Origin of the sequence: Acinetobacter sp. RUH 2624 (assembly GCF_000162375.2) — a bacterium.
Lineage (GTDB): Bacteria > Pseudomonadota > Gammaproteobacteria > Pseudomonadales > Moraxellaceae > Acinetobacter > Acinetobacter nosocomialis.
Genome location: NZ_KI391945.1, coordinates 1 through 3,753, shown reverse-complemented (window position 1 = coordinate 3,753; position 3,753 = coordinate 1). Strand labels below are relative to the sequence as shown.

The window sequence follows — 3,753 nt, the reverse complement described above, 5'->3', positions numbered from 1 at the left end:
GGCAACAGAGGTTAAGTATTCAGATAGAAATGGCTTTCATCCCCACCTGCATATTTTGCTGTTTTTGAATCGTGAATATCAGAAAGAGGATATAGAAAGAATTGAGGGTGAGATTTACGAGTTTTGGGCTGAGAAGTGTGTCAAACGTGGGCTTGGAAAGCCTAGTCGTAAACATGGTGTAGACCTGAAAATGGAAAAAACAGGTGAGCAGACCTATGCAAGTTATATTGCAAAATGGGGTTTGGCTTCTGAGCTGACCCAATCACATATGAAGATTGGTAAAAAAAATATGTCCAGTTTGACTATGTGGGAAGTACTGGATTTAGCACAAATGGAAGTGAGTACCTCTGATAAATACAGCCGAATTTTTAGGACATATGCTAAGGCATTTAAAGGTGCAAGACAGATTCGGCCAAGTAATGGTTTGCTTGAATTATTAGGATTAAAAAATTTAGAAGAAGATGAAGATTTGGCTAATCAACAAGAAGAGGAATCTAGCCAGGTTTATGATGCATTGGCTTTAAGTTCACAAGACTGGTGGACTATTTGTTATCACAAAAAACGTGTCGAGTTTCTTGAACTCGTGGAATCCGATTTTGAAAAAAATGGGATTCAGACCGACTTAAAATCCGTGAAGGATTTTCTGTTCGGGCTTAAAAACGCATCGCGTTTTTCGAGGGGTCGAGGGGAGAAATCTCCCCCGCTCATGGAATAATTTGAAAACGTAGTTTTAAAATTGTGTAGTGAGTACACATTCCGCTTCGCTAATGTTTTTCCCTGTGGCACACTGGGGGAAAACTAGCGATAGGATGTGTTTTATGAGTTATGCAATTCTTCGAACAGAAAAACTGAAAACAATCGGCAATATTGCTGCTTCTTTGAGCCATAACTATCGCAATAGACCAACTCCTAATGCTGACCCATACCGCACTGTTAATAATGAACATGATTTAAAAACAGCAGGACAGGTGATGGATGGGGTTAAAAATCGACTTCCTGAAAAAACGCGTTCAAATGCGGTTTTGTGTGTTGAATATTTAATAACAATGTCTCCAGATTGGTCGGGATTAGGGACAGAAAAAGAAGCGGATTTCTTCAAAAGATCGATTGAATGGTTAAAACAAAGGCATGGTGCTGAAAATGTTATTAGTACGTCGATCCACCGTGATGAAACTACCCCGCACCTTGTCGCATACGTTGTTCCTATTGATTCACAGGGGAAATTGAACGCTAGGGAATTTTTAGGCGGCAGGGCAAAATTATCAAAAATGCAGACTGATTTTCATGACCAAGTGAAAGATTTAGGGCTTGAAAGAGGGCTGGAGGGATCAAAGGCAGAACATACGACAATTAAAGATTTTTATGCTGAAATTCAAAAGCCTGATAATGAAAAATATTTAATTCAAAAACCAGCATTAAAAACAATTACTTATAATGATTCTACAATTCATATGTTGGATGGAAAACCTTTAAAAGATGAGAAGTTGCAGAAGTATTTTGGAAGTCTTTTTGATGAGCAGCATGAATACTATCAAAAGCAGTCTTTAAAAGCCCAAGAATCCCTATCTGTAAAGCTTTCAGAGCAAATTATTAAGACAGAGAAAGAAGCAGAAGCCCATAGAAATGCAGTAAAACAGATAAAAAAATTAGAAAAAAAGATTGATAAAATGCTTGATGAATTTTCTCAAGTTATTGAATTTAAAGAGCTTTTTCCAAATGATTACAAGGAAATAGAACAGAGCTTAAAAGATCGAATACAAGATCATAAAAATCAATTGATTAGAAAAAGGGAAGAGGATGCACGATTTGAAGCGCAATTAAGGGCGCACCGTGAACAGTTAGCAAAAGAGCAGGAGCGACAACAGGCAATAGAATTTAGGAAGGTACTGGAAAATGATCGTAGAACGCAAATAGAGGCTGATAGAGCGCATTTATGGGATAAAGTAGGCGAATGTACCACTGAGCCTGAAAAACTGGCTTATAACGCAATACAGAGCAAATTAGAGGGTGTTATCAGAGAGGGGGCTAACTATACTGCTTTGCTTGATAATAATGAGCCTACAACTAACCCATATGCTGAGATACTTAGGCTAATGAATGATAGAGAAGTATATGATTTTAAAAAGAAATTAGAAATTATATTAAATCAATGTGCAGATTCTAAGAGTAAAGATTATGACGATACTTTTAGGAGTTGGGGAACAAGACCAAGTTACTATGATAATTTTGATTCATCTGCAAAATATATTGTTGCAATTCAAAGTATTATAGATGATCAAGTGCAAGAGGGTGGTGTATGGGCTTATGAAAAAGCGAATGAGGTAAAACGTGCTTTAAGTGATGTGTTGGTTGGTAAGTGTAAAAATGAATATGACGTACTTTTAATTGATGAGAAGTCAAAAGAAAGACAGAGTAAATATAATGAATCTGTCGAACTATCTAATAAAAATCAATTAGATAGTGGTGTATATTTTGAAGAGCAAAAGAAAAAGGGTAATGATTTTGAGATGTAGGTTTTAATTAATAGAGATACTTATTATGGAGTTATAATAATATTTCTATAAATTATTAATTTTGAAGGGATAAGTAAATGTTAGAACTAAAAATTTCAAATATGTATATTGATTCTTATGTTGATTTTCAGAAGCAAAATTTTGATAGCACTTTATTAGAAATCAAACCAATACATCAAGATAATCATGGGATGGCTTTTGATAGTGCATTGTTAGATGCGGTTGCTCAAATTAGTGATGCCAGTACATCAGTTGCTATAAATCTTTTTTCTAGCTGGCTGATTACTCAAGCAGAAAAAAATAATATGACACCTTCATTTAGGCTGAATGGTAGAAAGTTACTTGAGGAAGAGTTGAAGAGTAAGGAACTGCTTAATAAAATTCTTGAAGAGGAATTAAAGACAATAAAGCTAAGAAAGAAAATAGAAAAAGAAAAAGAAAAAGAAAAAAAATAGATGTGTAATCGAAATTTTAGGTGAACGAGTGTCTACGAGTGGCACAAACTTCATCCGATTTAAGATGTTTTTTCCCTGATTACAAGCTCCCTTTTGATTTCAAACGGGAGTAACAGAGCATCCCAACGGGTGCGAACAACTTAGAAAACAATGGCTTAGAGATTTGATTAGAATAAATATTTAGTGTAATTTTTACTTTAAAATCAGCTATTTGAATAACAGAAATATTTAAGTTATATTACTTTTAGTTTTTTACAGACCAAAAAAAAGCCCCATATCTTGGCGGATCAGGCTTTTGATTGGCTACTTTCAGCGGCTTGAGGTGCTGATTTCACAATGTATACGGATAGTATAAAGGTGATTTCCTCCCCCATCAAGCCTGAATATAGGCTTGAGAATGCAAAACAGACAAAACCCTCAAAAAACAACATCTTTCATTAAAAGCGCTCCTGCGCTATCTGCTGTCGTCCCTGCATCTCGAAAAAATCGCCTTGGAACAATTACTAAATTCTGTTCCAACCAGTCACAGCAAGGCTTACAGCAAGATGATACCCAGTACAAAGAATACAGAAAACAAACTGAGCAGTTAAAAGAAAAAGCTGGGCAGATCCTCTATACCCCGAATGCAGAAAAACAGGAATTCCGTGTCTGTTACTGTGGCAAGTTGCGTATTTCTGAAAAAATGCCGGTTGGTGTTCGTTATGACTCTGCTAAAAAACGTGCAAGCTATGACAATATTCAATATTGTGGCAGCGTTTGGACGTGTCCGGATTGCTCAAAAAAAG

The 3,753-nt window shown here is 35.8% G+C and carries 2 protein-coding genes and 2 pseudogenes; all 4 read left to right on the top strand.

Annotated features, from left to right (window positions below):
• Positions 1-715, top strand: a pseudogene (locus HMPREF0014_RS25160) (replication protein); the annotation flags it as partial.
• 103 nt (positions 716-818) lie between these two features.
• On the top strand, positions 819-2,513 hold the full coding sequence (mobV, locus tag HMPREF0014_RS25155) for a MobV family relaxase (RefSeq protein ID WP_020992418.1): 1,695 nt from the start codon (positions 819-821) through the stop codon (positions 2,511-2,513).
• Between the two features lie 77 nt (positions 2,514-2,590).
• Entirely contained in the window at positions 2,591-2,968 is a 378-nt protein-coding gene (locus HMPREF0014_RS25150) for a hypothetical protein (protein WP_006581732.1), read from the top strand.
• A 397-nt stretch (positions 2,969-3,365) separates the two neighbouring features.
• Positions 3,366-3,753 (top strand): annotated as a pseudogene (locus tag HMPREF0014_RS25145) (replication protein); the annotation flags it as partial.

Bases quoted from the DNA above. Each gene is read 5' to 3' on its own strand.
- HMPREF0014_RS25150 (WP_006581732.1), top strand. From the start codon at position 2,591: ATGTTAGAACTAAAAATTTCAAATATGTATATTGATTCTTATGTTGAT.
- mobV (WP_020992418.1), top strand. From the start codon at position 819: ATGAGTTATGCAATTCTTCGAACAGAAAAACTGAAAACAATCGGCAAT.